This window comes from Sorangiineae bacterium MSr12523, from assembly GCA_037157775.1.
Lineage (GTDB): Bacteria > Myxococcota_A > Polyangia > Polyangiales > Polyangiaceae > Pendulispora > Pendulispora brunnea.
The window spans coordinates 5,477,327-5,503,111 of the sequence record CP089982.1 but is presented as its reverse complement, the minus strand read 5'-3'; the positions used below and the strand labels follow the sequence as shown (position 1 = coordinate 5,503,111).

The following is a 25,785-nucleotide window of genomic DNA, read 5'->3' as shown; positions in this document are numbered from 1 at the left end:
GTACCTTTCCCAGAACAGATGTCAAGCATTTCGATCCGAGGCTCATTCATTTCGTAATCGGGCCGTCGTTCGCCGGTCGAGAAGGCTTCCGAAGGCGCCGCGCACGTCCCCTTGCAGGTAGGGACTTGACGTGGGCGTCGGGACGTTTAGCTTGCGCGGCGCTTGGCACTCGCTTCGTTCGAGTGCCAACTCGGTGGAAAGCCCCAGGTTTTGGGCCCAGCCCTCAAGGAAAAGCGGAGCCGCTCATGAGCGCGAAAGACATCCAATACAGCCGCAGCGCACGAAGCAAGATTTTGCGAGGGGTGAACCACCTCGCCAACGCCGTGAAGGTGACCCTCGGACCGAAAGGCCGCAACGTGGTCATCGAGAAGAGCTTCGGCGCGCCGGTGGTGACCAAAGACGGCGTCACCGTGGCGAAAGAGATCGAGCTCTTCGACAAGTTCGAAAACATGGGCGCGCAGATGGTGAAAGAAGTCGCGTCCAAGACGAGCGACAAGGCTGGCGACGGCACCACCACCGCCACCGTCCTCGCCCAGGCCCTCTACACGCAGGGCCTCGCCCTCGTCGAAGCCGGCCACAACCCGATGGATCTCAAGCGCGGCATCGACGCGGCGGTGGAAGCCATCGCCAAGGCCATCCGCAGCATCGCCAAGCCCACCAAGGACAAGGCCCACATCGCGCAGGTCGGCACCATCAGCGCCAACGGCGACTCGGCCATCGGCAACATGCTCGCCGACGCCATGGAGAAGGTCGGCAAGGAAGGCGTCATCACCGTCGAAGAAGCGCGCGGCACCGACTCGGCGCTCGAAGTCGTCGAGGGCATGCAGTTCGATCGCGGCTACCTCTCGCCGTACTTCGTCACCGATCCCGAGAAGATGACCGCCGTCCTCGACGACGCGCTCGTGCTCATCTCCGAGAAGAAGATTTCCGCCATGGCCGACCTCCTGCCGCTGCTCGAGCAGGTCGCCCGTGACGCGCGCCCGCTGCTCATCATCGCGGAAGACGTCGAGGGCGAGGCGCTCGCGACGCTCGTGGTCAACCGCCTGCGCGGCCTGCTCAAGGTCACCGCGGTCAAGGCCCCCGGCTTCGGCGACCGCCGCAAGGAGCTGCTCAAGGACATCGCCATCCTCACGGGCGGCCAGGTCATCTCGGACGATCTCGGCGTGAAGATCGAGAGCATCACCCTGCAGGATCTCGGGCGCGCCAAGCGCATCACGGTCGACAAGGACAACACGACCATCGTCGATGGGGCAGGGGACAAGGCCGAAATCAAGGGCCGCGTCGAATCGATCCGCAAGCAGATCGAAGCCACCACCAGCGAATACGACCGCGAGAAGCTCCAAGAGCGCTTGGCGAAGCTTGCCGGCGGCGTGGCCGTGGTGAAGGTGGGCGCTCACACCGAAACCGAGATGAAAGAGAAGAAGGCCCGCGTCGAGGACGCGCTCCACGCAACGCGCGCGGCCGTCGAAGAGGGCATCGTCCCCGGCGGCGGCGTGGCCTTGCTCCGCGCGAGCAAGTCGCTCGATGAGCTCAAGGTTCCCGCAGGCCAGGAAGCCGGCGTCAAGCTCGTGCGCCGCGCCATCGAGGAGCCCCTCCGTCAAATTGCCCGCAACGCCGGCGCCGACGGCTCGGTCATCCTCGAGAAGGTGCGCTCGGCCGAGGGCTCCTTCGGCTTCAACGCCCAGACGGAGCAGTTCGAGGATCTCGTTGCCGCTGGCGTCATCGACCCCGCAAAGGTCGTGCGCTCGGCACTGGAATTTGCCGCCAGCGTTTCCGGCATGATGCTCACCACCGAGGCCGTCGTGGCCGACCGACCCAAGAAGGAATCCGCAGGCGGCGCCGGCGGAGGCATGGGTGGAATGGGTGGAATGGGTGGAATGGGTGGAATGGGTGGAATGGGAGGTATGGGCGGCATGGGAATGGGCGGCATGGGTGGAATGGGGGGCATGGGCGGCGACTTCGACATGGACTGACGTCCATCCAGTCGGAACGCTGGCCGCAGCCTCACTGAGGGCTACGCCCTTACTGCACAGCCTGATTCGCGGGCCCTGGCTCATCGCCTTGGGCCCGCGATTTTTTTGTCATCGGGCTGTGCCACAGAAGCACGAAAATTTTTGCATGCCCGCCCGTCAAACGCTGCACTGTAACCGTGAGGGTTCCGATAGGCTCCCTCCCTTCTCCTTGGAGACCCACATGAAGAAAGCGTTGTCGTGTTCGCTCCTGGTGATTCTGGCCACAGTGGCCTTCGGGGCAGACGCAAAGCTTGCGCGTACGGGTGACGCGGTCGTTCACTTCAATGCGTCGGGCCCTGCCGGGCTCAAGATCGTCGGGACCACCAACGAGCTCAACACGGATGGGGACGACAAGGTCATCAAGGTCATCGTGCCGCTCGGCAACATGACCACGGGCATCTCGCTGCGGGACAAACACATGCGCGAGAAGTACCTGCAGGTGGGCACGTACCCGAACGCCACCTTCGAGGTGCAGCGCGCGAACATCAAGTTCCCCGCCGCCAGCGGCGAAACCTCGGGTGATGCGCAAGGCACGCTCACCATCCACGGGCAAAGCAAGCCCACCACCGCCAAGTACACCGCCCGCAAGAACGGCGATGTGTACGCGGTCAAGGGCACCATGCACGTGAACATCAAAGACTTCGGGATCGAAGTGCCGAGCTACTTGGGGGTGACGGTCAAACCCGATATCGATATCGACGTGCAGTTCTCTGCGAAAGATCAGTAACGACCATCCATCTCCTCGTCCTCCTTTTCCCTCCTTCCCGTTCACGTCCTTCATGAAAACCAAACAGCCTCTGACGCGTCTCTCGCGCCAACGGACCAGTTTCGAATCGTCGTCCTGCAAGGAGCGCGGCAGCGGGACGAAGCCGGCGGGACTGGCGCAACGTGTGGTCCAAGATAACGAGCGACGCGACGGCGTCCGGCGAGCTTTTCTCGGGGGACGGACCAGGGCGCCGGCCTCGCCGGGATTGTTCCGCTGCCGCTCTTCGGCGGCAAACGGATTGCGCGACGGGAACGGCCATTCGAAGCTTGCGTTCGGAGCCGCGCTCCGCCTCGTTCGCCTTCTTCCGTGCGTGCTGTTCGCACTCGTCATGATCGCGTGGACGCGTCCCGCGGAGGCCTATGCGTGGATGATTCGCCACGACTACACCTCGTGCGCGCAATGCCACGCCGATCCGTCGGGCGGCAGCTTGCTCACGCCTTACGGGCGCGCCCAGGGCGAGCTGCTCTTGCGCAGTCAGTATGGCAAGCAAGCGGACGATGCGGAGCCGGGCAAGCTGAAGGACTTTCTCTGGGGCATCGTGCCTCTTCCCGAGAACACGATTCTGCTCGGCGGCGACGTGCGCAACGCGTACCTCGCGGCGCGCCAAAAGCCGGAGAACGGGCCGGCGGCGACGGACAACCGGTTCATCTCGATGCAGGCCGACTTGACCGGCCAAGTGATGATCGACCGCTTCCGCGCCAATGCCAGCATCGGCTTCGACTACAAGGGCGCGCAGACCAACGCCATCACCCACCGCGACGAGTACAACCTGATCTCGCGCGTTCACTGGCTGGGCATGGACCTCGGCGAGGACAAGCAGTGGCTCGTGCGCGCGGGGCGCATGAACATGCCGTTCGGCATCCGGCAGATCGAGCACACGCTGTTCGTGCGCGATCTGACCCGCACCGACACCAAGGGCGGTGCCGACCACTCCGCGCAGCAGCACGGCGTCGCCCTCGCGTACAACTCCGAGGGCATCCGCGGCGAGCTGATGGCCATCCTGGGGAATTACCAGCTCAATCCCGACGCCTACCGCGAGCGTGGCTACGCCGGCTACATCGAATGGGCCCCCATGACGACGTTGGCCTTCGGCGCGAGCAGCCTCGTGACGCACGCCAAGACGGACCTGCGCCTCGGCACCGAGCTGACCCGCCAGGCCCATGGCGTCTTCGGACGCTACTCGCCGATTCAGCCCCTGGTGCTCACGGCGGAGGCCGACCTTCTCGTCAACACGCAGCCCAAGGAGAGGGGCGGGACCAACGCCGGATTCGCGACCTTCGTGCAAGGTGATTACGAGGCATGGCAGGGGCTGCACTTCATCCTCACGGGGGAGATGAAGCGCGATGGTCTCGCCCAGACGGGCACCTCCTACGGCGGGTGGGCCGGGTGCGCCTGGTTCTTCTTCTCGCACGCCGACGTGCGCGTCGACGGGATGCTGCACCGCCTGAATACCGACGGGACCAACGCGGTCACGGCCACCACCTTCCTTGCGCAGTTCCACCTGTATCTCTGAGTGAGCCACACGATGAAACCCTGGAGCCTTCGCCTCGCCTCGTTCGTCGTGGTGGTTTCGGCCGCGCTGCCCGCGTCGGCGACACCGAACTTTCCATCGGCCATCCAGCGGGATCTCCAACTGAATGCGCCGCCGCAATGCACCCTTTGCCACAACAACCCCGCGGGCGGGACGGGCACGGTGACGCAGCCGTTCGGCATGAAGATGCGCTCGCGCGGTCTGGTGCCGGAGGACGAGGGCTCACTGCAGACGGCGCTCACCGCGCTGCAGGCCGAAGGCTCGGACGTCGACAACGACGGCGTGCCGGACATCCAGGAGTTGCGACTGGGAACGGATCCGAATGGGGCAGGTGAGGAGACCCCGAGCTATGGCTGCGGCAGCTCTATCAGCCCGGTGAGTCCTCGGCGTGCGTTGCCGGATGCGTCCGTGATTCTTTCGGGTACGCTGATGGCCATCGGGGCGATCTTCCTCCGCCGCCGGCGGAACGCTCGCACCGAACGAGCCGAAAACGAGGGTTAGCATGGGTTTGCGCCTCTCGATTCCACCGCAGCCGCCATCGCAAGAGCGCGTTCGTCTCGACGATCACGTGCTCGCGCAGCGCTGCGTCGCGGGGGATCGGGCCGCGCAGCACCAGCTTTTTCACGCGCACCGGCGTCGCGTTCATGCCACGCTGTACCGCATCGTGGGATCGAACGCGAGCATGGACGACCTGCTGCAGGAGACGTTCATCAACGTCTTTCGCTCGCTCGCCACGTACCGCGGGGAGGCACTGCTCGCGACGTGGATCGATCGATGCGCCGTGCGCGTCGCCTACGCGCACATTGCGCAGCGCAGGGCGCGGATGCCGTCGCTCGAGCTCGTGCCCGAGATCCCGGCGGGGGATCCTTCGGCGGAGCAGCGCGCCTTGGCGCGTGAGGCGGCGCGGCACCTTTACGCGGCGCTCGATGCGATGGATCCCAAGCAGCGCACCGCGTTCACACTGCACGCGATCGATGGCCGGTCCTTGGCCGAGGTGGCCGAGTTGATGGACGCATCGGTGGTCGCAACGCAGACGCGCGTATGGCGCGCGCGGCGCGCTCTTTCCGCGAAGGCCGGAAAAGACGCAGCGCTGGTCGATTTCGTTTCGGCCGGGCGCATCGGTCGCGTGAGTGGCAAGGAGGACGGGTGATGGCCAGCGAGCCTCGCATCGACGTCGAGCCGCTCAGCGAGTCGCGCTGGGCACGGATCGAGGGCGCCATCTTCCATGAACTGGAGCACGACCAGCGCGTGGCGGTGCCGCACTTCATCGAGGCGCCCCCGAGCACGCGATGGCGCGCGAGTGCGGCGTTCGTGGTAGCTGGGGCGGTTGCAGCCGCCATCGGCGCGCTGGTGACGCACGCGGTGTGGCACCCCGATCCGCCGCCGGCCATCACCTCGCAGGTGGAAACCGGCGCGAGCGGCACCCATCTGGTCATCGGCGAGGCGGCGCTCGACGTGGGGCCCCGAACGGCGTTGGTCGTCAACGGCGACGATGCGCGCGGGGTGCTGGTCGTCCTGGAGCGAGGGCACGTCGAGTTCGAGGTGGCACCGCGCCACGGTCGGCCGTCGTTCGTGGTTCAGGCGGGCGAGGCACGCGTGAGCGTCACGGGCACGCATTTCACCGTCGATCGCGGCGGCGGCGTTCGCGTCGAGGTGGCGAGCGGCTCCGTCGAGGTGCGGACGCCGGGTGAAATCGTGAACGTGCACGCGGGCGAGCAGTGGCCTTCTCGTGAAAAACTGGAGACCGCGGTCGTCTCGCCCTTGACGCCGTCGCCGTCGCAGGTGGAGCCGCCGGCGCCAGCGAGCCCCCGCGATCGGCGTAGCGCCGCGTCGTCGACGCGTCCTGCGGAGGTCGAGCCGGACGACTTCGTCTCGGGCGGCATGCGCGAAATGCCCGAAACGCGTGCGGCCACGCCGCCGCAGGCCGAGCCGCCCCCGGAGCCCGCGTCGCCGGCGGCAACGCAAGCGCTTTCACGCCGCGCCCTGTTCGAGTCGGCGGCGCGCCTCGAGTCGAGCCATCCGGCGACGTCGCTTTCGCAGTACGGGGAGCTGGCGCGTGGCTCGGATCCATGGGCCGCGAACGCGCTTTTCGCCGCGGGGCGCCTCGAGGCCGATCGCGGGATGCACGAAGCGGCGCGCCGGACGCTGGAGGAGTACCTCGCACGCTTTCCGCGTGGCGCGAACGCAGCCGATGCACGCGATCTTCTGAATCGGCTCAAAGGAAAACCGAAGCTACCGTAAAGTAGCCCCGCGATGCCGTTCGCCCTGCGCACGCTGATCGTCTCCGTCGTGCTCCTGCTCACGAACACAGCGTGGGCGGAGCGGCGGCGGCTCGGCTTCATCCGTGCCCCCGAGCGGCTCGCGCACGCCGTTTCCATCGCGCTCTCGCCGTGGGAAATCGACACGGTCTCCTTGGAGACAGCCCCCGACTCGCGCTACCTGGCCACACGCGATGCGCGCGCCATTGCCGTCGCCAAGGAGGTCGACGCCATCGCGTGGCTCGTCGAGAACGAAGGCGATCGCGCCATCTGGCTCTACGACGTGCGCGACGATCAGACGGTCACCCGCACGGTCATCCCCGGCGAAATCGACGACGCCTCCGCCGCGTCCATCGCGCTGTCGCTCAAGACGCTGCTTCGCGCCAGCACGGTGGCGCCTCCGCAAGAGCGGTTGGGCGGGCGCGCCGAGTCGCGCATCCGCGGCCCCGGGGTCTTCCGCCTCGAGCTGGATGGCGGCTCGCGCCTCAACGCTTCCACGGGCACCTTTTTCGAGTCGCGCGTGGGCTTCGCCGTTTCCTTCTGGCCTCGTTTCCTCGAGGACCGGCTCGGCCTAGCCGTCCGCTATGAAGATGGGCCGGGCTGGTGCCTCGACGCGGTGCCGAGCTACCTCGGGCGCTTCGCCGACCACACCGTTTCCGCGGCCCTGCGCGGCCGCATCCCGCTCGGCTCCATTTTGGCCCTGGAGCCGGGGATCGGAGGGGCCCTGCACATCACCACCATCACGGGCGGTTGGTGGAACGGCCTTCCCCCAGTCGATATCTCGCGCAACTACCCCGCGGCCGAGCTCTCCCTCGGCCTCTCCGCCACCATCGCCCGCTGGGCCTTGTTGGGCGCCCGCGCCACCGGCGCCTACTGGGGCGACTACCACCGCTACGGAGAGGGAGGCGCCATCCTGACGTTGCCGCCGTTTCAGGGTAATATAGCCCTCTTCGTTGGCGGGGCCATCAATTAGCGGCGGTGGGGACGCTAGAAGATCGAGCACGAGCGCGTGCGCGTGCGCGTGCACGTGCACGTAGACGAACACGATCACGAACACGTGAACGAGCACGATCACGCGATCGTGATCGTGATCGTGATCGTCTACGTGCACGCGCTCGTGCTCGATCCTCTAGCCGTTACACCTCCGCTCCGTGGGCTAGTCACAAATCGGCGCCCTTCGGGAACTTCAGTAAGTCTTCCCACTCGCAAAGCATGTTGTCGTCGGTGACCATGCGGGCGCCGGCGGTGCGGGCCAGCAGATCGTCGCGACCCTCGAGGCCGTATTTGTCGTAGGCGTGCTGCTCGATCGAATGACCCATGGCCAGCAGCCGCGTCAGAACGTTGCGCTGGTGCGGCGCGTTCAGGTCCAAGGCGGGGACGCCGTCGATGGAGACCTCGCGGAGCGTCTGCTCCCAGCGCGCGTGATCGAACACGAGCGGCGAGTCGCTCACCGCCATGAAGTTCACGATGCGCATCGCGTGGGGAAACAACGTGGCCGCGGTGCGCTGCACGTCATCCGACGACGTCGTATTGAAGTAGTGGATGCCGCCCGGCAGAAGATGCGAGCGCGCCACCTCCATGAACTCGGCCGAGAGCAGATTCGTCGCGTGCGCCCGGAAGTGGTACGTCGTGTTCATCACGATGAAGTCGAACTTGCGTTCCGGGTGGCGCAAAAGCCAACGGCGCCCATCGTCGATCACGATGTCGACCTTGGGGTTCTTCAGCAAGCTCGCCACGTGCGGGTGCTTCGCAATCAGCTCCAGATAACCCGGGTTGATCTCGACCACCGTCAGATGCTCCACCCCCGGCAAATGGGCCACCACCTGCGCCCACGAACCGGATGAGAGCCCCACCATGAGCACATTTTTCGGACTCGGGTGAATCGCGGAAACGGCGAACGCGCGCTCGATGAAATTCTTGTCGTCCACCAGCGACACGTTGAACGCCCCGTCGTACGCCCCTCCGCCGTACACCTGCTGATAATGATTCACCGCGATGACGCCGTGTCGGTTCTCCACCACGTCGGCCAAGGTCATCTCGGGCTGATAGAGCTCCTTGTACAGGAGCCGTTCGTACAAATGCTCGAACAGCACCGGTGACGCGAACACCGAGGCCACTCCAGCCACCACCACCGTTCCCAGCCCCAACGCGGCCGCGCGCGGAGAGGGCCGGCTCGCGAGAAACAGCAGCGCCACCATCACCAACCCCGCCGCCCCGAGAAAGGCGCTGATGGTCTGCGTCGACCACACGTCCATCAGCACGAACCCCGTAAGAAAGCTCCCCGCCGCCGAGCCAAGGATGTTGGCCAGGTACACGTACGACAGCCGCTGCCCAGCACGGTCGTCCGCCGGGATGCCGAAGTGTGCCACCAGCGGCAGCACCGCACCGAGAAGCCCGGCCGAGATGGCCACCACGCCGAACGCCGGGAACCACGTGTACTGCGCCAGGCGCGCGAGGATCGGAATGACCAGAAAGCCTGCGACGTCCGAGAGGAACACGAACGCGGCCAGCGCCCGGAGCGACCGCTCGCGCCCGCGCTCATCCCCGTCGTCCTCGCGGCAGAATCGGCGGCTGCCCGACGAGCCCAGCGCCACGCCCAGCAGGTAGCACCCGAGCAAAAGCCCGAACACCGTCGGCCGCCCCCAGCTCACGAAGGAAAAGGCCCGGTACCAGAGGATCTCGTACGAGAGCGCGATGAAGCCCGCCATCAACGCCACGACGAGGGTCAACGAAAAGCGCCGGCTCATCGTGCAAGCTCGGCGGCGTTGGAAGAGGAGCTGGAGGAGCTGGAGGAGCTGGAGCTGCTGGACGACGTCTCGCCCGACGCGCCCTTTTGCCGCTGGTGGAGCACGAACGCCGTCGCCGCCGCCGCGAGATTCAGCAGCGCGGCCACGTGCACCGCGTGCCCCTGACCGAGACGCGGCAGCAGCACCACCACGGAGACCACCGACGCCAACGCCGAGCCCAGCGTATTGATGAAGTACAGCAGCCCCACCGACCGCCCGACATTCTTCGAGAGCCGGGTGAAATGCGCCACGAGCAGCGGCAACGTCGATCCCATCAGCATGGTGGGCGCGAGGATCAACAGGAACGTAACGAAGGCGACCGCCGCCGGCGACAAGGCCAAGGTGGCTTGCCCCACGCCCCGAAAGAGCGGAAGGGAGACCGCCCCAAACAGCCCGATGGTCGCTTCGACGGCCGCAAACAAGAGGACCACCGGTCGCCGCGGATCCTTCGAAACCGCGCCCCCCGCGAGGCTTCCCAGGCCGAGGCCGAGCATGAATGCGGTGACCACAACCGTCACGGACTCGATGTTGATGCCGTAGATCGCGAACAGGGTCCGCTGCCAGACGACCTGGTAGACGAGGGCTGCGAAGCCCGAGATGAAGAACAGCGTCGATAGAATGCGCATCGGTCCCTTGCAAAAAGGGCTTACAAGCACCGCCCTTGTTTTGACTTGTTACAAAACGGCACGGTAAGCTCATTTGGACGTTCCGGCGCAGTCAAAAGCGCGCGGAACGGGCCAAGAAATGGATCTACGGGTCATCGGCTGCCATGGAGGGGAAACGCCGCGCCATCGGACGAGCGCATTTTTGCTCGATGATCGTGTGGCGATCGACGCCGGCTCGCTCACGAGCGGCATGGATCTGGAGGCGCAGTGCCGGCTCGAGGCCGTCCTCGTCAGCCATGCGCACCTCGATCACATCCGCGACCTGGCCACCATCGCCGACAACCGCGCGCAGAACGGTTCGAAGCCCCTCATCGTGTGCGGCATCAAGCCCACCATCGAGCTCTTAAAGAAGCACTTCTTCAACGGGAAGCTCTGGCCGGATTTCACGACCATCCCCACGGCCTCCAAGCCGACCATCGTCTACCAGATCCTCAAGCCCGAAGTGCCCGCCAAGGTCGCCGGCCTCACGGTGCGTGCCATCTTGGTGAGCCACACCATCGACTGCAGTGCCTTCGTCATCGAGTACCCCGGCGGCGCCCTCGCGTACAGCGGCGATACCGGCCCGACGACGCGCTTCTGGGAGGTCCTGAACGAGCTGGATGGCTTGCGGGCCCTGCTGATGGAGGTCAGTTTTCCCAACGCGCAACAGAAGCTCGCGACCATCAGCGGGCACCACACGCCGCAGACCTTGGGTCCGGAGCTTGCCAAGTACAAGAACCCCAAAGATCTCGCGACGTTACTCTATCACATGAAACCTACTTTCCAGGGTGAGGTGGAGCGCGAGTGCGCCAAGCTCAAAGGCCTCAACTTGACGGTCCTAAACCTCGGAGAACACTTCATTCTTTAGGCATTCTACGCGCACGCGTTTTCTTTCCCTTGCGCTCGTGCGCGCGCGGTATCAAACGTTGGGGCTTACGTGATCACTGCCCCTACCAAGATGTCCCATACCCCCGCTCGCGCCCTGGAACACGAAGCCATCCCCGGTTTGGAGGATGATGAAGTCGCTTCCCGTGTCGTGCGAGAAGAACTGAAGCTCCTCGCCACCGTGCAAGCTGCGCTCGGTTCGGAGGCCAGTGCCAACACCGCCGCCCTCCGCGGCCGCGAGCTCGACGATGCGCGCCTCCTGGAGCTGCGCGAGGACGTGGCCGTCGCCAAGCCGGAAGACCTGCCCGCGCTGTTCGAGCAGATGCATCACCTGGGCTCGTTGCGTGCCCAGCGCGGAAAAGGCGTGGTGGGCTCCGTCGACCCGAAAAATCCGTACTTCGGCCACCTTCGGCTGGAGGAAAACGGCAAGCGCCGCGACATCCTCATCGGCGGCAAGTCGTACGTCGACTCCAACTCGGGCATCAAGATCGTCGACTGGCGCCAAGCGCCCGTGAGCCGCATCTTCTACCGCTACCGCGAGGACGACGATTACGAGGAGACCCTCGGCGGTCGCCCCGTCGAGGGCGTGGTGCTCGCCCGCCGTGGCGTCGCCATCTCCGCAGGAGAGCTCGTGCGCGTGTCCTCGCCGCAGGGCACCTTCGTGCGCGGCGAAGATGGGCGCTGGAAGCGCCTCGATGCGTTCACCGCGCGCCTTCGCACGGAAGCGCGAGATGCGCGCTCGGAAGCATCGGGCGCCAAAAAGCTGCCCGCGCACGCGGCGGGAGACAAGCACCTGCCGGCCATCGCGTCGATGCTCGATGCGGCGCAGTTCGACCTCATCACGCGACCGGGCGCAGGCCTCATCGCCATCCAGGGCAGCGCCGGCAGCGGAAAGACCACCGTCGGCTTGCACCGCATCGCCTACCTGGCCTTTGCGGAGCCGCAACGCTTCCGGGCCGATCGCATGCTCGTCGTCGTGCCGCACGAAGCGCTCATGCACTTCGTTGCGCGCGTGTTGCCTTCGCTCGGCGTCGAGGGCGTGCCCATTTCGACCTTCCCGCGCTTTGCGCGGCGCCTCTTGCCGGAGCTTTTCCCGAAGCTTCCGCACCGTCTGCACGATGACACCCCGCCCGTGGTGGTGCGCGCGAAGACGCACTCCGCCATGCTCCGGGCCATCCACGCTTATGGCTCGCGGCTGAACGACGATCTCGATGCCCGCGTCGCCAAGGTCATGGAGAAGTGGCCCATGGGCGAAAAGGTGGTCACCGCCTGGAAGGCAACCAGGCCAAGTGCGGCCCCCAAAGCGGGGCCTGGGGGCACCCCCGCGCCGGGCACCAAGGAAGAACCGGTGGCCGATCAGCGCGTCACCACGTTCGCACAGTGGCTCGCAGGCAAGCGCTCGATCGATGGCGTGGGCCTCGCCTCCATGTTGCCCCCGGTCACGCGGGGCGCGGTCGAGCGCCTCGGGCAGGAGCTTCGCAGTCGTGCGCGCTCGGTCATCGGCGCGTGGGACGAGATCCTCACCTCGCGCGAGATGCTCGGGGAAGCCTTCCGCGGCCAGAAAGACTTCGGCTCGGGCCAGCTCGATCGCGTACACGAGTGGTGCGTTCGCCAGGCGCGCATCCGCGCAGAAGGGGAGCGCGACGGCGAGCTGGAGGCCATCGACGTGGAGGACATCCCGATCCTGCTGCGTTTGTGGCAGGTGATGCGCGGGCCGCTCACGGCGCCCGACGGTACGCCGATCCGCATGGCGCACCTCTTCATCGACGAGGTGCAGGACCACAGCCCCGTCGAACTCCGGGTCTTGCTCGACCTGGCGAACAAGGATCGCTCCATCACGCTGGCGGGCGATAGCGCCCAACGTATGCTCGACGACGACGATTCGCGCGGCGAGTTCGATTGGAAGGGCCTCCTCGCCGAGATCGGCATGGCGGCCACGACGCTGGAGCCGCTCAAGGTGAGCTACCGTTCCACTGCCGAGATCACGACGTTCGCGCGCGGTGTGCTGGGGCCGTTTGCCCACGAGGCGGAGCCCATCACCACCCGCCGCGGGCCCGACGTGGAGCTCTTCACCTTTGCGTCGGTGGGCGAGTCGGTCGCATTCCTCGCCGATGCGTTGAAGCAACTCGCGCAGGACGAGCCCAACGCCAACGTGGCCCTCGTCGCACGTTTCCCGCAGCAGGCCGACGTGATCTACGAAGGCCTGGAACGCGCCGAGGTGCCCCGCGTCCGGCGCGTGGCCAAGCAGGATTTCAGCTGGGAGCCCGGCTTCGACGTGACCGACGTTCGCCAGACCAAGGGCCTCGAGTTCGACGAAGTGATCCTGCTCGAGACGACAGCGACCACGTACCCGGCAACCTCGCAGGCGCGTCATGCGCTCTATGTCGGTGCAACACGCGCAGCGCATCAACTCTGGTGCATCGCCAGCGACAAACCGTCGCCCGTGGTCACCGAGGCTCTGGCAACGCCGCCGGCGACCTAGCAAACTTCGGCGTTCGCGCCGGCAGCGGATCTTTCGAATGCTTGCGGGAGCGTGCTATCGTCCCGGTGGACTCGAACGGGGCTCCTGACCAATGCCACGACGATGAACTCCACCATGTCTACGGCGCCCGCATCTAACCGTACGGCTTCCACCGCTTCGATCGCCGGGAAGTACCGTCTCATTTTCGAGCTGGGACGGGGCGGGATGGCGGATGTCATGCTCGCCGTCATTTCGGGGCCCGGCGGATTCAACAAGCTCCAGGTGCTGAAGCTCTTGCGCCAGGAGCTCGCGGTTGAGCCCGAGTTCTGCTCGATGTTCCTCGAGGAAGCCCGGCTTTCCGCCCGCATCAACCACGCCAACGTCGCCCAAACGAACGAGGTCGGTTTCGATGGGGAGAGGTACTTCATCGCGATGGAGTACCTCGAAGGGCAGAGCCTCGACGAGCTGATGCGTCGCGCGAAGGCGAGGGGACTCGCCCTCCCGGTGGGCGTCGTGGTGCGGGCGCTGGCCGACGCGTGCGCTGGCCTCCACTTCGCCCACGAGCTGAAGGACTTCGACGGCACACCGCTGCACGTCATCCATCGCGACGTCTCGCCGCAGAACATCTTCGTCACGTACGACGGGATCACCAAGCTGTTGGACTTCGGCATCGCCAAGGCGAGCGACTCGAACATTCGCACCCAGGCGGGGACCATCAAAGGCAAGATTGCCTACATGGCACCCGAGCAGCTTCTCGGCGTGGCCCACATCGATCGGCGGGCGGACATTTTCTCCGCGGGCTCGGTGCTCTGGCGCACCATCACGGGAAAGCGCATGTGGGCCGGCGCCTCGGAGATGGAGATCCTCCAAAGCCTGGCGAACCATCGCATTCCGGAGCCGGTGCCGCTTCCGGGCATCCCGGACGATTTGGTGCGCATCTGCAAGAAGGCCATCGCGGCCAATCCGGCCGAGCGCTACCCCACGGCGGCCGCGTTGAAGAGCGACCTCGAGGCGTTGCTTACGAAGATGCCGGGCGGCACGCACGAAGACGTCTCGGTCTTCGTGAACGAGCTGCTCGCCGAGCGCCGCAAGGAGATTGCGTCGGCCATCGAGGCGCGGCTCACGACGTCGGAGCCCATGCCCTTTACGACGACGCGGTCGATTCCGCGCTTGGAGCCCACGGCCACCGCGAGCGGCTTGCTCGACACGTCCGGGAACTCGATGTCGAATCCCGAGGTGTCGGGCGTCTCGCCGCCGCCGCCGTCCTCGCAGCGCCATTGGGGGCTCATTGGTGCGGTGGTGGTTGCGGGCGGGCTGGTGGCGGCTGCGCTGATCGCGCGCCCTGGATCCGCACCTTCCGCAGAGCCCACGAGCGTGCCCCCGCCGTCGTCCGCGGCGCCTCCTCCTCCGTCGACGGGGTCGAGGGCCGAAACGGAAGTGACCGTCGAGGTGAACCCGCCGACAGCCGCCGTCTACATCGATGACGTGATGCTCACCGGCCGTCCTGCGCGCGGCACCTTCCCACGCGATGGGCGCGAGCACCGCCTGCGCGTGCAAGCGGAAGGCTACATTGCGAAAACGCAGGACGTCGCGTTGGATATCGCGAGCGTCCGCCTGGAGCTTTCGCTCGAAAAAGAGCACCGCCCCACCCCGACCTGGCGCCCCTCGGGGAAGGGCAAGGGCTCCCAACCTTCCGCCGCCCCGTCCCCGCCGCCCGCCGCCTCGTCCCCGCCGCCGGTCCAACCGCCCGAGCCCCCGCCCGCCAAAACGGCGAAGCCCGGCGTCGACACCATCGACAAAGACGATCCCTGGAAGAAATAGAAGAGGGAACCGCCAGGACGCCAGGGCCGCCAGGGGTCTACGGCTGGTTTTTCTGTTTCTTAAACAAAACAACCAGGGACCAGGGTCGTTTCCGTTCGACACCTGGCGACCCTGGCGTCCTGGCGGTTTCCTTCTTCTGCGCCGTTAGAACGCGACGCAGATGATTTCGTCGGTGCGCAGTACGGACTCTTGCTCGAACTGCGTCTTGTACGCGGTGCGGATATCCTCGAGCTTCTGCGAATTTTGTCGCGATCCGTCGTGGTAGACGAGGAGAAGCTTCGAAGGCTCCTTGATGATCTGGCCCGTCGACATGCGGTACTGGCCCTTCACGTCGATGATGCTGAGACCATCGGGGAACCGGGGGGTAATCTCTGCGTCCACGAACGCCGCGAAGTCCGTCTCCGGGATCGGCGTGCCCTTGCGATCGAGCCCGAAAATCAGCTCGGTCGAAACCATGGGTGTCGACCCACGCGGCGCGGTGCGTACATCGCACTTGTGATTCTTCAGATCCTCGTCGAGCGATTGCTGCGTCGTCGGATCCGAATTGGTGGACGCGGCACACCCGCTAACACCTGAAGCAGCGAGGGCCGAGAACAGCGTGATCGAGCTGACCGTGGTGAGGGCATAAAGGCGATTCATCATGGAGGTGGAAATCCCCTTCGCGTTGGGTGGCGGGCGTGCTGACGGGCGCTAAGCAAATCTAGAGCTAGAGGGAGTAGTCGCAGTTGGGCGTGCCGGTGCCCTGTTGAATGCTCTGCGGCTCCGAACGATAAACGAGCAGAGAATCCTGCGAGAAGCCTTCTCCCTGGCTCGTGTTGGGATGGCTCTTGAGGCAAGCAAAAGGTATGTCAGCGGCCACGTCCCCGGTATTCAGGTCAAAGTTCAGTGGACCGGAGGCACCGTTGATGTCCACCGATTGGCCGCGTCCCAACGTGGTCAGCGCCACGCCGATTCGCCTTCGATAGAGATCCGCAACGTCGCCGGACACGAGGTTCTTCATGGCTGCCACGATGTCTCGCCCTGTCACGTTCGGCGGCCTATTGCCGCTGCTCGCACTCGTGACAGCGTAAGCAATAATGTACGTTGAATCGTAGGTGCCCGCCAGGCCAAACTCATTCACGCGGCCTTTGATGCTGTCTTTCTCCGCCGGATAATTGTTGTCGACGAATGCAAAGTAGTTGTCTCTGAAGTTGGAAAACACGGAATTTTCCACGGAGCCGAGACTCGGCGACGTGTACAACGTGCGCGATGCAACGGTGGGATAATCGCGCATGAGGCCTTCGAGATCGGTCACCAGCCCCTCGGTGGCCACGTAGTAGGGGCGCGGCTGGTTCTTCGTATTCTGCAGATTTCCCCACAATTGTTCCGTTTGCGGAATGATTTGGGTTCTCGATTCTGCAAGCCCGAAGGTCAGAATGATGTGCGGTGCAAAGTCTCGGATTTGCTGCTGAATTTCCGACTGCGTGGGCGCGTTCTCGCTGGTCCCGTAATTGTAGTCGCGGTAGTCCTCGGTGCGAATTCCCGTGGTGAATGCGGGCGTATTTCGGAAGGTGGCATTCAGCCCCTCACCGTATGCGTCGCCGCGGAGCAACGTGAGGATGCGCACCTTGCTCTGGGCGGGAAGGTTGTATTTCGCGCGCACCCCCGGAATGAGCTTTTGCTGCACGTAGGTGGCGATGGCCTGCGCCTGGTACGTGTCCGACGGAGCGGTGCGCCAGAGAAGCCCTTGCGCCGATGTCTCCCCAGGACCGTAATCGCGCAACAGTGTGATGTTGTCGCTCGTGGCAGATGGCGAAATGGTGAACACCCCGTTCGGGATGGTCACGTCAGTTGCCATGGCAACCGTCGTACTGGTGGACGGCGTACCGATGATCGCCGCCACCTTGACCCGCTCGACGAGGTGGCGCGCGCTGCGCAAGACCGTGGCGTTGTCGTTCTCCGACGCGCTCTTGTCGTCGCACACGATGGCGACGACCGGACGCGTCCGACCGCCCGAACCGGCAACCGGAGGGAGGCCTTTCGTTTCCTTCTCGAAATCGTCGATGGCCGTACGAACGGCGGCCTCGTACGGCTTGTACTGGCCATTGTCGCCGTAGTCCCCCGTGAGGGAGATCACAGCGCCGATGTACACGGCATTGTCATCTTGATGGTTGCCGTAGATGTAGGGGCAGTCGCTGCTGGTCAGCGGTTGGCACGTCTTGTCGCTCTTGCGACAGAAGTTCGTGCCCGCAAACCGCGTGCAGTCCTGATTGACGTTGCACTGATCGACGTCCTTGCCGAGGGTCGCGGTGCACGCGGTGTTCGACGCCACGAAGCCGCCGAGCACCATGGCCAAGGTGCCTACGAGGAGGGGAGTGCGAATCATGATCGTTCTTTCCGTGCTCGGCTCAAAAACGCCCGACGATGCTGACACCCCCGGGCGTCACGCGCGCCGAGGCTTGGGCGGAGGTGGATTTTTCCGGCTTGTGCAGCGTGAGGTAGAGCGAGATGCCACCCGCAACGACCGTGGCGGCGGTGAGGGCATCGGCCACGATGGAGAGCGTCTTCGTCTTGGAGTGCGCATCGTCGATCTGGTCGCGCGCGTTCGCGGCCTGCCGATCCAGCGCGTCGTTCTGGTCCGAGTTGGCCTTGATGGCGAGAATGCCCGTGACGCCCGCGCCAACGGCCAGCGCACCGGTGATGCCCCATGCCACCCAGGGCACGCTCCGCTCCTCGCGCTGGGCCACGTCGCGCTTGGGGAGCTCGGTCAGCTCGATGCTAACCTGCTCGGCATCCGATCCCGCGAAGACGAGTGACTTGGTCGCCGGGAAGTAACCTGGCTTCGTCGCGGCAATCCGGCGGCGTCCTGGATTGACGAGGATCTTCTGAGGAAGCGGCGTCTGACCCACCGGCACGTCGTCGACCGTGATGGAGGCACCCGGTACGCTCGTCGTGATCGTCACCGTGGCGATGTTCGGCCGCAGGTCCTGAATCTCCTTGTTCACTGCAGTGCGACGGTCCTCGGGGACCTCGTCACCGCCGTCGAGCAAGTAGCGCTCGAAGGCCTTCAGCGCCTCCACGTAGTCGTTGGTCTTCTTGTAGCAAAGCCCGATGTTGTAGAGGATGCGGTAGCTCGGTGCGAGCTCGTACGCGCGCTCGAACTCCACGCGGGCGGCAACGGTGTTGCCCTCGTCGTACAACTTCAAGCCGCGCGTGTAGCGCGTGCGCGCCTCCTCCATGCGAGGACTCATCCACGCGGGTTGACCACCGGACTTGCCCGCGCCCTGGGAGGGGGCCGCAGGAGTCGTCTGCGGCGGCGGAGAGGCCGATGTCGGAGGCGTTTGCGCGAGCGCCGCGAAGGGCGCCGTGGTGATGGCTGCGATCAGAAGGAGTGAAATCCTGCGCCGGCGGCACTTCATCAGCCGTGCATCTTTCCTACTCCGCCGTCGCTTCGTCAACGAGGCGCCGAGGTAGGTGCGTCATTTAAGCGATGGCCCGTGGCGCCCTACGCACTGCAAAAAAGGCTACGCGAAGTGGCTCCTTGGCGCGGTTCGGTCGGTCCGGCTCGGCAGCATTGGCGAGCTGGGGCGCTCGTGCAAAACGCGTTGCCCTCACGCGTCAACGAGCGCGATCTCATTCAGGTGGGGTGGCAGGTGCGTTGGCGAAGACTTGGTCGAGACACTGGTCTTCACGTGCTCTCGCGCGCGCTCGCGACCGTCCTCGCGCGCATTCGCGATTACTCCCGCGCGCGTTCGCGACATGCGGATATCGATTGTTCCAGACTCGAATATAGAACGTACTTACTTTGCACCGCCGCGCACGACGATATTTTCTACATTGTTGCATATCGTCGAAAGCCGGGCGCTGCGCGCAAGAAACTCCAATACGGCTTATGTCAACGACGGTGCTCCTGTTCGCTTGTATGCGCAAACTCTGATGACACTGATCGGTTTTGGCTGAGCCGGAATTGAAGCCCCCCGTCGGGGTTGCCACGTATCGAGCAGAACACCGCAGTCACTCCGCAGACACCGCCTGGAAAAGCAGCAGGTGTCGGCGGTTGGTGAAGATGTACGTCACCCACCCATGCTCACAACTATCGGTCGGGCAGCCGAACTAAAGAAGGTATCTTCGCGATACGCTTCTTTATTTGTCTTATGTTTTTCACGCGCCTCGGTGATCCGATGTCTTTGACACCCCCACTAGAATTGAGTGGCGCGCCGGGAAGCAGACTGGCGCGAAAGGCTATGGGAGGGCGAACAAATTCGTTTCCGAATCCGGGAGATTAACTCGGAGCATGGGCGCGTGCTAACCTGATGCTTGGTGGAGCCGAAACGCAATTGCGTTTCGGAAAGTGGATTAGCGCCAATGAATTTTTCATGGGGCGAAGAGGACCAGGCGATATTCGACAAGTGCGTCAGGTTTGCCCGCGCACGACTGCGTTCGGCAGACTACGAGGCACGCCGTTTGTGGCGCGATTGCGGCGACATCGGCCTTTTCGACGCGTGCGTCCCCACCGCGACCACCCCGCTGTCGGGGGCATTGCGAGCGGCCCGACTCATGGAGGCCCTCGGTTACGGCGCCGCGGATATGGGGGCGGTGTTCGGGCTCGCGGCGCATACCTTCGCATGCACCGTCCCGGCACAACTCTTTTGCGACAATGACGTGACTCGCGCGATTGCCGAGCGCCTTCGACAGGGCGAAGCCATCGGAGCCAACGCCATCACCGAGGCAGGGGCGGGCTCGGATGCTTTCGCACTCGAAGCGACAGCTCGTCGCGAGGGCGAACATTACGTCATCTCCGCGGTGAAGACGTACGTCACCAATGCGGCAGTGTGCGACGAAATCCTGGTGTACGCCAAGACCGAACCCGACGCGGGTTACCTGGGCATCAGCGCCTTCCTCGTCGATCGCCATTCGCCCGGCGTGAAGGTGGGCTCCCCCATCGAGAAAATGGGACTGGAATCCGCGTCGTTGGCCTCGGTGATGCTGGAAGACTGCCGCGTCCCGGTGGAACGTCGCCTCGGGCGGGAGGGCGTCGGCGCCCGCATTTTCACGACGTCGATGCAATGGGAGCGCGCATGCTTGTTCGGCGCCTACGTCGGGCAGATGGAGCTGCAGCTCGAGGAATGCGTCGAGTACGCGCGTGAGCGCAAGCAATTCGGTCGGGCCATTGGCTCGAATCAGGCCATCGCGCACAAACTCGCCAATATGAAATTACGATTGGAGGCAGCCCGCCTCCTACTCTATCGTGCCGCCTGGGCGATTGAGCAGGGCGAGGATGCAACGATGTCGATCTCGCTTGCGAAGATCGCAGTTGCCGAAGCGGCGGTCGACTCGGGCCTGGACGCCATTCAGATTTTCGGCGGCTTGGGCTACGTCCGCGACGCGGCCATCGAAAAGCGACTTCGTGACGCTGTCGCGGCGCGCATCTTCTCGGGGACCTCGGAGATTCAACGCGACATCGTCGCGAACAGCCTGAGCAGGTCCGCGCGATGACCCTCGACCAAATCGTCCCAGCTTGGGCCCGCACCACGCCGGGCAAGGTGGCAATCGTCGCCCCAGACGGGGAGATGACCTACGGGGAGCTGGATGCCGCCGCCAATCGACTTGCGCGGCGGTTTCTCGAGCTTGGCGTACGACCGGGCGATCGAGTGGGCATCCTGCTGAACAAGGGCGTTCGCGCCGTCGTGGCCATGCAAGCCGCGTTGCGGTGCCGAGCTGCGTACGTGCCGTTGGATGTTGGTTGGCCTCAGGCACGCCTCGTTCGAATCCTCGACGATGCTGACGTGGCGGTTGTCGTTTGCACGGCCGAACACCTCGCGAACTTTCGAGCGGCCGGAGGTGTCGTTCGAGCATCGGTGCTCCTCGAGACCGCGTCGCCTTGGCAGGAAGTGCAGCATTGCGATGGCGACGACCTTGCCGGTGACGGGCCCACGGAAACCAATCTCGCGTACATCCTTTACACGTCCGGCTCCACCGGCGTCCCGAAAGGGGTTTGCATTAGCCATCGGAATGCCATGGCATTCGTGGAATGGGCGGCCGCGGAGGTAAGCCTGACCGCGGCAGACCGGGTGTCGAACCACGCTCCTTTCGTGTTCGATCTGTCCGTCTTCGACCTTTATGCGTCGTTTTTGGCGGGGGCGACGACCTTCATCGTCCCAGAGGGGCTCTCCTACATGCCCCGGCCGCTCGTCGATTTCGTTTTATCGAACCGCATTACGGTTTGGTACTCCGTGCCGTCCGCCCTCGTCCTGATGATGCGACATGGAGGTCTGCTCGAGGTGGCGCCGGAGTCCGCATTGCGCGCACTCATCTTCGCAGGGGAACGCTTTCCAACGCGCGAGCTCGACGACTTACGTGCCGGATTCACATCGGCCAGACTGTGGAACTTCTACGGCCCGACCGAAACCAACGTGTGCACCGCATACGAGGTCGATCGCAACGAGGTGATCGATCGACCGGTTCCCATCGGCCGCGCGGCGAGCGGGGACGAAGTGTGGCTCCAGCCCCTCGAGACCGCGTGGGAAGGCGGAGATCACGGCGAGGGCACGGACATCGGAGAGCTGATTGTCGCAGGACCTACGGTCATGTTGGGATATTGGGGCCTTCCGCCGCACTCCGGACCGTATGCCACCGGGGATATTTGTCGCCAACGATCCGACGGCCATTACGAGTTCCTCGGGCGCAGGGATTCCATGGTGAAGGTGCGCGGATATCGGGTGGAACTCGGCGAAGTCGAGAAAGCCCTGGAGACTCATCCCTCGATTTCCCGGGCTGTCGTCATGCTTCGCGGCGGGGGCGTTTCGGCCCGCCTGAAAGCTTTCGTCGTGGCAAGCAGCCCGCTGCGATTGCTGGAACTCAAATCGTACTTATCCGAACGCCTTCCGACATATATGATCATCGACGAGGTGACCTACCTCGACGAGCTGCCGAAGACCACGAATGGTAAAATCGACTTGCACCTTCTCACAAGAATGGCAGGCGGTGAGCTCCATGATTGACGAGCGAATCTACGAACGCGTCTACGATTTCATCGTGGAAAATTATCTGGGAGGGGAAGGGGAAGAACTCGATCACGATACGCCGCTGCTCAAGCTGGGCATCCTCGATTCGATGCGCATGATCGAATTGCTCACATTCCTGGAGACGGAATGCGGGGTGTTCGTCCACGGACGTGACATTCTGGCGGCTAATTTCAAAACGCTGAAGAATATCGCAGACCTCGCCGTGCGCATTCGGGATACATCGGATGGTCTCGGTCGAGCACCTTGAGATCGTAGCCGGCTCTCACTGCATCGAACAGGAGCGCTTCCTGGAGAGGGTAGCGTCCCGACTGCCTGGACGTCGGTCGGCGCGGATCGTGCGCGTCATCGGCGAAACAGCGGACATTCTGCGGCGGCATTTCGAGATTGCCCCGGAGGAACTCGAGGGCCGCACCGATTGGGCCACGGTATTGAGCGAGGCCTCGCACCGCATGGCCTTGCGCGCACTCGGTGGCGTTCCGGATCTCATGAATCTCGATGCTCTCGTCGTGGTGAGCAGCTCGTTCTTTGGCTATCCAGGATTGGCGCGGCGCCTGCAGGTCGCACTGCGATTGCCCGAGGAGTGCACCTGCCTGGATATCGGCAACGCGGGCTGCGTGGGCGCGACACAAGGCTGGTACGTGGCCGACGCGCTTCTTCAGCGCGGTCACCGCCGCGTGTGCGTCGTTGCAAGCGATGCGGTGGGCGCCATGGCATGTTCCCCCATCGAGTCGCCATCGCCATCCGTCGAGGAAATCGTCGCGCGTTGCCTCGGCTCCGACGGCGCCGCCGCCGTGGTCCTCCACGCGACCGATACCCGAGAGAAAAGCCTTTTCGCATACCGCGCCTGCAAATTGCGAACGCGTTTGTGGGGCACCGAAACGCTCGACTGGAACGTCCTTCGCGCGACACAGAACAGCCTCGACTTCCGCATTGCCAAGGAAATCCGCGATAGGGTGGTCCCCGAAGCCAGTGCCATCCTGAAAGGAGATCCCGGCACGGTGTTCTTGCACCCCGGCGGTCGCGCACTGCTCGACCACTTGCAAGATGCAGGAATCGTCGGCACCGAGCTGGCGCGAACGGATCTCGAGGATGGCAACTTCGGAAGTTCCGCCGTGCTTCGCGTGCTCGCCCGCGGCCTCGAGCGCGGCGTGCCCCTCGAGAGCACGGTATTTCTCGTGACGTTCGGACCGGGCAAAGCGACGTCGGTGCTGGAGCTTCAGGGGGTGGGGTGATGGCGATGAGCGATACCATCCCGCCGATGTTCGATCCGTTCGAGCCGGGGTTCTTCGACGATCCGTATCCGCAGTACCGATTGCTGCGGGACGAGGATCCGGTTCACGAGCATCCGATGCTGCGACTGTGGTTCCTAACTCGGTATGAGGATGTGTCCGCCGTGCTCCGTGCCGGGCTGTCCGTCGAGGCGCGAAGTCTCACCACGGGTGACGTCTTCGAACAGAGCGAAGCGCTATCCGGGACGCGTGCGTTGGTGGACAACCATTCCATGCTCGAACGGGATCCACCCGACCACACGAGGCTGCGCTCTCTGGTGGCAAAGGTGTTCACCCGCAGGGCAGTCGCTGCACTCGAACCCGAGATCGCGCGCCTCGTCGATGATGCACTCGAGCGGCTGGCGTGCGCCGGTACCGCGGACCTCGTCGAGACATTGGCTTTCCCGCTGCCGTTTACGGTGATCTCTCGAATGCTTGGCATGCCCCCCACCGATTCGACGCGAATCCGCGAGCTGAGCGGAGCCCTGGTGCGCTCGTGGGAGCCCATTGCGGACAGCGAGATCATGGACACGCTCATTCACGCGAGCGCGGAACTGATGCAGATTATCCGCTCGCTGATCGACTGGAAGCGCCGCCATCCGGCCGATGACCTGCTTACCGCACTGATCGCGGCCGAGCACGAAGGCACGGTGCTCAGCGAAGACGAACTCGTCTCCCAGGTTGTCCTCCTTTATGTGGCGGGGCATGAGACGACCGTCAACCTCATCGCCAATGGCGTCGTCGCCCTACTCCGGAACCCCGACCAGCTCGAGTTGCTGCGGTCGCAGCCACACCTGGCCTCGAACGCCGTCGAAGAGGTTCTGCGCTACGACACCCCCGTCCAGTTGACCCGCCGCATCACGATCGCCCCTCACACGATAGGAGACAAGGAGATCCCGGCCGGCTCGTTGATCATCCCTTGTCTCGGCTCGGCCAACCGAGACGAGCGCTTTTTCGGATCGAGCGCGGACCAGCTGCGGATCGAACGGCCCGAGGCCCGCAGCCAAATATCCTTTGGCGTTGGGCCGCACCGCTGCGTGGGCGCCGCCCTCGCGCGGCTCCAAGGCAGGATCGCCATCGAACGCTTGGTCAAACGGTTTCCCAACCTATCTCTTGCGGATGACGTCGCGTGGAACAACCGCATCAACCTGCGCGGCGCCGCCCGAGTGCCCGTAAGTGTGTAATGGCTCCTTTTCTCAGACAGCAACCGAAAAGCACGGAAACATCCCCGTCTCGTTGGCAAAGTACGTCTCGACGAGCTCTGGAATTTCGTCGAATGCGTAAATGCGTTCATCGACGTGAGGTAGCCAGCCGTTGGCTTCCGCGTAGGCCACGGCGGCAATTCCCTCGGGACGGCTTGCACCGTGTGTGTGAATGAACTGCTGGCGCGCGATGCAAGCCGAAGGGCGCAGGTACCAGAGACGCTTACCTGCTTTCCACCCGGCCGTCGCCAAAACGGATTCGCGGCCCAAAGACTTGATGGTTGCTCGCTGGAGGGGACCACCGATGTGATCCACGAAGATCTGCACACCATCGCCCTCCGTAAGACGTGCCACGGTATCGAGAAATCGTTGTTCGCCAGCACGGTAGCGCGCCAAATACGCAGGATCGCGTTCGGCGCGCGTGACATCGTATTCGAGAGAGCCAAACGGACGCCGATCGACCGCGGTGATGCCGTAACGCTGAATCTCTCGGAGGTGAGCGTCCGTTCCCGAGAGCATCACGGTCCTGCAACCGAAACGTCGCGCCAGGTCGAGCTCTGCAAGCGTGGTCCCGCCGCCCCATCCCCACACGTTGGCGACCGGCACCGAGGTGTCTTCGTATTGCAAGCAAAACGTGCCCCAGGCAAGACGCCAATTCGACCATGCGCTCACGTAGCGAACGGCGAAGGCGGCCCATTGCGGAAGGGAAAATCGCGTCCCCTCTGGCAGCGCAATGACTTGTTGCTGATTCAGCTTCACCCGGGTTGCGAGGCACCCCATGGTTCCCGGAGCATCGAAACCGAGGATCTTTTGGGGATAGCCGTGACGGTCCATGATGCCGTAAGTGCCGTAAAGCAACGCGTTTTGGCCGGGTTGCAAGCCGTCGACCCCCGGCCCGACCTCGAGAATCCGAATGACACCGCTATTCCCAAGAATGATCTTCTCCTCGCCGCGCAGCCGACACACATCGACCGGCACACGCTCGAGCGCGTGGGCCATGTTCGCCTCCCAACATCCAAATAACGGTTCTGCAAGGACTTCGCCCTCTCGGAGGGCGGGAAGTTCGATGGTTTCGCGAACGAGATGGCCACGGACTCCGGCGCCATCACCAGCATAGAGAAACCACGCATCCGCCTTGCTCATCCAC

Annotated in this window: 21 protein-coding genes; 15 read left to right on the top strand and 6 right to left on the bottom strand. The window is 64.5% G+C overall.

The window, feature by feature from the left end:
• The first annotated feature begins 245 nt into the window (after positions 1–245).
• The 7 genes from groL (at position 246) to LZC95_21040 (ending at position 7,540) form a co-directional block, all read left to right on the top strand.
• On the top strand, positions 246–1,973 hold the full coding sequence (groL, locus tag LZC95_21070) for a chaperonin GroEL (GenBank protein WXA99301.1): 1,728 nt from the start codon (positions 246–248) through the stop codon (positions 1,971–1,973).
• 220 nt (positions 1,974–2,193) lie between these two features.
• Entirely contained in the window at positions 2,194–2,739 is a 546-nt protein-coding gene (locus LZC95_21065; GenBank protein ID WXA99300.1) for a YceI family protein, read from the top strand.
• Between the two features lie 52 nt (positions 2,740–2,791).
• The gene (locus tag LZC95_21060) at positions 2,792–4,291 is read left to right on the top strand and encodes a hypothetical protein (GenBank protein WXA99299.1); all 1,500 of its coding nucleotides are present in this window, start codon (positions 2,792–2,794) and stop codon (positions 4,289–4,291) included.
• Between the two features lie 12 nt (positions 4,292–4,303).
• Positions 4,304–4,810 (top strand): thrombospondin type 3 repeat-containing protein, encoded by a 507-nt coding sequence (locus LZC95_21055; protein WXA99298.1) that lies wholly within the window; start codon positions 4,304–4,306, stop codon positions 4,808–4,810.
• Position 4,811: 1 nt separating this feature from the next.
• Positions 4,812–5,459, top strand: a complete 648-nt coding sequence (locus LZC95_21050) for an RNA polymerase sigma factor (GenBank protein ID WXA99297.1) — start codon at positions 4,812–4,814, stop codon at positions 5,457–5,459.
• Positions 5,459–6,550 (top strand): FecR domain-containing protein, encoded by a 1,092-nt coding sequence (locus LZC95_21045; protein WXA99296.1) that lies wholly within the window; start codon positions 5,459–5,461, stop codon positions 6,548–6,550. Before LZC95_21050 ends, LZC95_21045 begins: the two co-directional genes overlap by 1 nt.
• Before the next feature lie 12 nt (positions 6,551–6,562).
• Complete coding sequence (locus LZC95_21040) at positions 6,563–7,540, top strand: hypothetical protein (GenBank protein WXA99295.1); 978 nt, start codon at positions 6,563–6,565, stop codon at positions 7,538–7,540.
• Positions 7,541–7,727: 187 nt separating this feature from the next.
• Here the strand turns inward: LZC95_21040 and LZC95_21035 are convergent, their stop codons facing one another.
• Positions 7,728–9,314 carry a fused MFS/spermidine synthase gene (locus LZC95_21035; GenBank protein WXA99294.1) on the bottom strand — a complete coding sequence of 529 codons (1,587 nt, stop codon included), beginning with the start codon at positions 9,312–9,314 and terminating at the stop codon, positions 7,728–7,730.
• A complete protein-coding gene (locus LZC95_21030; GenBank protein ID WXA99293.1) occupies positions 9,311–9,979 on the bottom strand; it encodes a hypothetical protein in 669 nt (222 codons plus the stop codon). Before LZC95_21030 ends, LZC95_21035 begins: the two co-directional genes overlap by 4 nt.
• 118 nt (positions 9,980–10,097) lie before the next feature.
• Here LZC95_21030 and LZC95_21025 point away from each other — a divergent pair, with 118 nt between their 5' ends.
• The 3 genes from LZC95_21025 (at position 10,098) to LZC95_21015 (ending at position 15,164) form a co-directional block, all read left to right on the top strand.
• A complete protein-coding gene (locus LZC95_21025; GenBank protein ID WXA99292.1) occupies positions 10,098–10,865 on the top strand; it encodes a 3',5'-cyclic-nucleotide phosphodiesterase in 768 nt (255 codons plus the stop codon).
• 90 nt (positions 10,866–10,955) lie between these two features.
• Positions 10,956–13,364: an ATP-binding domain-containing protein gene (locus tag LZC95_21020; protein ID WXA99291.1), complete on the top strand. Its 2,409-nt coding sequence runs from the start codon at positions 10,956–10,958 to the stop codon at positions 13,362–13,364.
• 216 nt (positions 13,365–13,580) lie between these two features.
• Positions 13,581–15,164, top strand: a complete 1,584-nt coding sequence (locus tag LZC95_21015) for a serine/threonine protein kinase (GenBank protein WXA99290.1) — start codon at positions 13,581–13,583, stop codon at positions 15,162–15,164.
• Positions 15,165–15,308: 144 nt separating this feature from the next.
• Here LZC95_21015 and LZC95_21010 read toward each other — a convergent pair whose 3' ends face one another.
• The 3 genes from LZC95_21010 to LZC95_21000 all read right to left on the bottom strand — a co-directional run bounded on the left by LZC95_21010 (position 15,309) and on the right by LZC95_21000 (position 18,562).
• Positions 15,309–15,806, bottom strand: coding sequence for a DUF3574 domain-containing protein (locus LZC95_21010; GenBank protein ID WXA99289.1), 498 nt, complete (start codon positions 15,804–15,806; stop codon positions 15,309–15,311).
• Between the two features lie 64 nt (positions 15,807–15,870).
• A complete protein-coding gene (locus LZC95_21005; protein ID WXA99288.1) occupies positions 15,871–17,529 on the bottom strand; it encodes an ABC transporter substrate-binding protein in 1,659 nt (552 codons plus the stop codon).
• A gap of 22 nt (positions 17,530–17,551) precedes the next feature.
• A complete protein-coding gene (locus LZC95_21000; protein ID WXA99287.1) occupies positions 17,552–18,562 on the bottom strand; it encodes a PEGA domain-containing protein in 1,011 nt (336 codons plus the stop codon).
• A 946-nt stretch (positions 18,563–19,508) separates the two neighbouring features.
• On the opposite strand from LZC95_21000, the gene LZC95_20995 reads away from it, so the two are divergent.
• From LZC95_20995 to LZC95_20975, 5 genes are all read left to right on the top strand, one after another.
• Positions 19,509–20,639: an acyl-CoA dehydrogenase family protein gene (locus LZC95_20995; protein WXA99286.1), complete on the top strand. Its 1,131-nt coding sequence runs from the start codon at positions 19,509–19,511 to the stop codon at positions 20,637–20,639.
• Positions 20,636–22,144 carry an amino acid adenylation domain-containing protein gene (locus tag LZC95_20990; GenBank protein WXA99285.1) on the top strand — a complete coding sequence of 503 codons (1,509 nt, stop codon included), beginning with the start codon at positions 20,636–20,638 and terminating at the stop codon, positions 22,142–22,144. The genes LZC95_20995 and LZC95_20990 overlap by 4 nt, the downstream gene beginning before the upstream one ends.
• Positions 22,137–22,415: an acyl carrier protein gene (locus LZC95_20985; protein ID WXA99284.1), complete on the top strand. Its 279-nt coding sequence runs from the start codon at positions 22,137–22,139 to the stop codon at positions 22,413–22,415. Before LZC95_20990 ends, LZC95_20985 begins: the two co-directional genes overlap by 8 nt.
• A gap of 88 nt (positions 22,416–22,503) precedes the next feature.
• Positions 22,504–23,400 (top strand): hypothetical protein, encoded by an 897-nt coding sequence (locus LZC95_20980; protein ID WXA99283.1) that lies wholly within the window; start codon positions 22,504–22,506, stop codon positions 23,398–23,400.
• Complete coding sequence (locus LZC95_20975; protein ID WXB00360.1) at positions 23,400–24,620, top strand: cytochrome P450; 1,221 nt, start codon at positions 23,400–23,402, stop codon at positions 24,618–24,620. Before LZC95_20980 ends, LZC95_20975 begins: the two co-directional genes overlap by 1 nt.
• A gap of 12 nt (positions 24,621–24,632) precedes the next feature.
• On the opposite strand, the gene LZC95_20970 is transcribed toward LZC95_20975, so the two are convergent.
• Positions 24,633–25,781 (bottom strand): hypothetical protein, encoded by a 1,149-nt coding sequence (locus tag LZC95_20970; GenBank protein WXA99282.1) that lies wholly within the window; start codon positions 25,779–25,781, stop codon positions 24,633–24,635.
• Positions 25,782–25,785 lie beyond the last annotated feature (4 nt).